This window comes from Streptomyces sp. NPDC044984 (assembly GCF_040646935.1).
In the GTDB taxonomy this organism is placed as follows: domain Bacteria; phylum Actinomycetota; class Actinomycetes; order Streptomycetales; family Streptomycetaceae; genus Streptomyces.
On record NZ_JBEZBE010000090.1, the window covers coordinates 1 to 3,813 of the forward strand.

Here is a 3,813-nt window from a genome sequence, read left to right on the forward strand (position 1 = left end):
CCTCCGGATACGGAGACTTGCGTCCCACCTGGACATCCCTCCCTGGACCATCAAGATCCATTGTCAGGGTGTCCACTCCAAAGGATCAGCCTCAGTCAGCGGTTGCGTGTATTCGTGGGCTTGCGCCTAGCGGCACCGCCCGTCCGGTCCGACCGGGGAAGGAGCGGAGGTTGCTGCCACCGCAGCAGGCGCGATGCCGGCCGTGTCATCCATGGGTGGCAGCGATGTGTGAGAGTTCCTTGCTGAACTCGACGAGCTCGGGCGACGGGCGGGGTGCCGAGCGGGTCAGTTGTTCCAGTGACCGGGCCTGATGGACCACGCAAGCGGGATCCATCAGCCCGCCGGTGAGTCCGGGGCCGGGGTTGACCGCGTGTTCGGCCTGCGCGAGAAAGCCCTTGGTAAGGGTCAGGGGAGACAAGTAGGTGACCTCCGGCACCACGACCGTCGATCCGTCATCCATGTGCAGGCTGATGGTGAACGTGTAGACCAGTGGTACCGACCCTTCCCCGTAACGCTGAGGCCCGATGGTAAAGGCCACGCGCTCCTGGGCGTGCGGAGGGAGGGTGTACTTCATCTTCCTCGAGACCGTCGACCCCTTGGCCGCGTCGTCCGGCACCTTGAAGTCGTACCGCGCTTTGATGTCGGTCGCGCCCGCCCCCGAGGGGCAGTCCACGGCGTCCACCGCGGTGATGCGCGCCACGGCGTGCGTGACGAGCACCGGGTCGTCCCCCCTGTTCCTGAGCGTGGCACTCACCACCGAGGCCCGGTCGTGGAAACGGTCGGTGACCTGACCGTCGAAGACGACATCGGCGACGACGTTCTCCTCCCGGTCGACATCGGAATCGACCAGCTCCACAGGGGGCGGCGGGTCGGGCTCGGGCTTGGGCTGGGCGTCGGGCCACAGCACGAACACCAGCCCCACGAGTCCGCCGAGGAGGGCCACCATACCTCCGGCGACTTCCAGGATCCTTGTCCGTGTCTGCCGCGCGCCGCTCCCTGGCTGCAGGTCAGCAGGAGTCTCGGACTGGTGGTGCGCAGGTCTGTTCGGTGAAGGCTCAGGCGGTTCCTCGGGTAAGGCGTTGCTGCTCTCGGTGCGCATTCCCCAACCTCCGTCGCCCTGCTCGGATCGCTCGCGCGGCGTGTCTCCTGGGTCGGTGCCGGTGGAAGGCCCGACGGCGGAGCCGTTCGACCACGGTACGACGCGAGAAACCGTGAGCCAACACCATGACCAAAAAAATTGACGTAGCGTTGAAAACCTGATGGCAGAACAGGAGAGCGCCGATGACCCTCCTCCCCGTCCGAGGTGTGTGCTACGACGCCGGTGTCCGCTACGCGAAGACCTTCCACTCGCGCCCACACTGGCGCCTGGACGATGTGCGTCGCGACATGGCCGTCATCCGGCACGACCTGTCCTGCAACGCCGTCTCCGTCATGGCCACGGATCCGCGACGACTGATCGAAGCGGCGAGCATCGCCGCCGAGTACGACCTGTTCGTCTGGCTCCAGCCCCGGCTCGTCGAGGCCCGCCCCAAGACGATCGAGTCCGCCCTGCGCGGTCTGGGGCCGGCCGCGCGACGACTGAGCGTCCAGGGCGCCCGCGTCGGGGTCAACGTCGGCTGCGAACTGACCCTCACCAGCCGGGGGATCGTGCCGGGCCGATCGTTCGCCCAGCGCGGCCGCCGGCTTCCCCGGCTCATCCACCAGCGGAAGACCAGGTACGACCGAGCCCTCGACGGGCTCCTCGACCGTCTGGTGACCGCCGTACGGGCAACCTTCCACGGCCCGGTCACGTACAGCGCGGGAGACTGGGAGTCGGTCGACTGGTCCCGGTTCGACTACGTCGGCCTGGACACCTACCGCGACGCGCGGAACTCATCGGTCTACGCCGATCAGATCCGGCGGCACATCAAGGGCCAGAAGCCGGTGCTGGTCACCGAGTTCGGCTGCTGCGCCCATCGCGGGGCGGCCGGGCTCGGAGCATCGGGGTACGACATCTTCGATCACCGCACCGACCCTCCGGCCATCGCCGCCGACGTGGTCCGTGACGAGCAGGTGCAGGCCGACTACCTGACCGAGTCGATCGATACGCTCGCCTCCGTCGGCGTCCATGGGGCGTTCGTGTTCGCCTTCAGTGAGCCCATGCTGATCCACACCGCCGATCGTGCCACTGACGCCGACATGGGCGGATTCGGCATCGTCAAGGTCACGCGGCCCGCTGCCCCCGGGCCGAATGCCGGCGAGCAGTGGGCACCCAAGACCGCCTTCCACGCCGTCGCACGACGATACGAGGCGCTGGCAGCCGGCGGCGACGCCGAACCCCCTCCTCCGTCGACGGGGTGACCTCGACGCCGGCCGGTCTGGTGATCTCGACGGTGGCCGGTCTCGGGAAGACGGTCCGGAGAGCATTCCCCCGGCGAGACGGCGTCTCCCGCGCGCCGCCGACGCGGTCACGGCGGCGGACAGCAGGACTGCCGATCACTCGATCCGGGCGGCGATGGTCCGCGCGCACTCCATCGCCTCCGTGCGCGTGGTGTCCACCTCCAGGTCGTAGGTCACGCCCCGGTGGACCACCGGGGAGGCCGCCATCCCGACAGTCCGATCGCCACGTGCGACCTCACGCGCCGCGGCCACCGCAGCGTCACACCGGACACCGACCACAGCACACCCAGTTCACCCAAGGAGTTCTGCTATCGCTGCTGGGAGACCGTTCCGCTCGCCAGTGGAGCAGGGACTGGTCGCCCTCCAGCCACACCAGAGACTCGGGTCGGTAGACCCGGGTGAGCAGGAACGCCACGATGTCGCGGCGTCGCGCAGGCTGGAGAAGTGCAGCAGCGCCGCTTCGGCAGCGGCCTGCGTGTCGTCCTCCTGGTCCTCGCCGGAACGGGTCAGTTACTGACTTCGGCTCGTTAGGGTGAACCGCCTCGAAGTCCCTGACGGGATCGGTGTGGTGGCTGTACTTCGTGGTGTGTGAGGTATGCGGATGGGGGCGGGCTGACCCCTGCGGGTCGGCAGCGCCGTGAGACAGTGCGGATGCAGGCGGCCGAGCTGTTCGAGCAGGAGATCAAGCCGCCGGAGGTGGCACGGCGGCTGCGGGTGAGCCTGAAATCGGCCTATCAGTGGCACCAGTTGTGGCGGGACGGCGGTGTACAGGCTCTGGCCTCCCGTGGCCCGAGCGGGTCGCGGTGCCGTCTGTCCCCGCGCTGCCTGGAGAAGCTCGCCGGGTATCTGGAGCAGGGTCCGGCCGCGCACGGCTGGGTGGAGGACCAGGTGTGGACCGCGGCGCGGGTGGCCACGCTGATCGGCCGGAAGTTCCACGTCTCCTACAGCGTCTCCGGGGCGACGCGGCTGATGCACCGGCTCGGCTTCAGCCCGCAGGTCCCCGCACGCAGGGTCGCCGAGCGCGACGAGCAGGCCGTCACCGTCTGGAAGGAGGCGACCTGGGCGGAGGTAAAAGAGCCCGGGCGGCCTGCGGAGGCTACATCTGCTTCGAGGACGAGGCAGGCTTCACCCGCCGGCCGCCCAAAGGACGCACCTGGGGCCGGCGCGGCCGCACCCCGGTCGTGACCGTCAGCGGCCGACGCTCGGGACGCCTGTCGGTGGCCGGGCTGATCGCCATGCGGCCGGATTCCCGCACCCGGCTGTGCCACCGCCTGCGCACCCACCGAGCGGGCAGGGGCACGCGCCGCAGCATGGGCGAGCGGGACTTCATCGCACTGACCGACGGCGTCCACCAGCTCGTCAAGGCGCCCATCGTGCTGGTCTGGGACCGGCTGAACACCCACGTCTCCCTCGCCATGCGCGAGCTGATCGCCG

The 3,813-nt window shown here is 69.2% G+C and carries 3 protein-coding genes and 3 pseudogenes; 3 read left to right on the forward strand and 3 right to left on the reverse strand.

What is annotated here, in order from left to right:
• Positions 1-205: 205 nt before the first annotated feature.
• Positions 206-1,099 (reverse strand): hypothetical protein, encoded by an 894-nt coding sequence (locus tag AB0A94_RS38465; protein WP_361751664.1) that lies wholly within the window; start codon positions 1,097-1,099, stop codon positions 206-208.
• A 182-nt stretch (positions 1,100-1,281) separates the two neighbouring features.
• On the opposite strand from AB0A94_RS38465, the gene AB0A94_RS38470 reads away from it, so the two are divergent.
• Positions 1,282-2,340 (forward strand): abortive infection protein, encoded by a 1,059-nt coding sequence (locus tag AB0A94_RS38470; RefSeq protein WP_361751666.1) that lies wholly within the window; start codon positions 1,282-1,284, stop codon positions 2,338-2,340.
• A 135-nt stretch (positions 2,341-2,475) separates the two neighbouring features.
• On the opposite strand, the pseudogene AB0A94_RS38475 reads toward AB0A94_RS38470, so the two are convergent.
• Together AB0A94_RS38475 and AB0A94_RS38480 are read right to left on the reverse strand one after the other, a co-directional pair.
• A pseudogene (locus AB0A94_RS38475) lies at positions 2,476-2,702 on the reverse strand (chloramphenicol phosphotransferase); the annotation flags it as partial.
• A gap of 5 nt (positions 2,703-2,707) precedes the next feature.
• Positions 2,708-2,877, reverse strand: a pseudogene (locus AB0A94_RS38480) (helicase); the annotation flags it as partial.
• A gap of 147 nt (positions 2,878-3,024) precedes the next feature.
• Here AB0A94_RS38480 and AB0A94_RS38485 point away from each other — a divergent pair.
• Together AB0A94_RS38485 and AB0A94_RS38490 are read left to right on the forward strand one after the other, a co-directional pair.
• Complete coding sequence (locus AB0A94_RS38485; RefSeq protein ID WP_361751668.1) at positions 3,025-3,564, forward strand: winged helix-turn-helix domain-containing protein; 540 nt, start codon at positions 3,025-3,027, stop codon at positions 3,562-3,564.
• Positions 3,561-3,813 (forward strand): annotated as a pseudogene (locus AB0A94_RS38490) (IS630 family transposase); the annotation flags it as partial. The gene AB0A94_RS38485 and the pseudogene AB0A94_RS38490, both read left to right, overlap by 4 nt.

Bases quoted from the DNA above. Each gene is read 5' to 3' on its own strand.
- AB0A94_RS38465 (WP_361751664.1), bottom strand. From the start codon at position 1,099: ATGCGCACCGAGAGCAGCAACGCCTTACCCGAGGAACCGCCTGAGCCT.
- AB0A94_RS38470 (WP_361751666.1), top strand. From the start codon at position 1,282: ATGACCCTCCTCCCCGTCCGAGGTGTGTGCTACGACGCCGGTGTCCGC.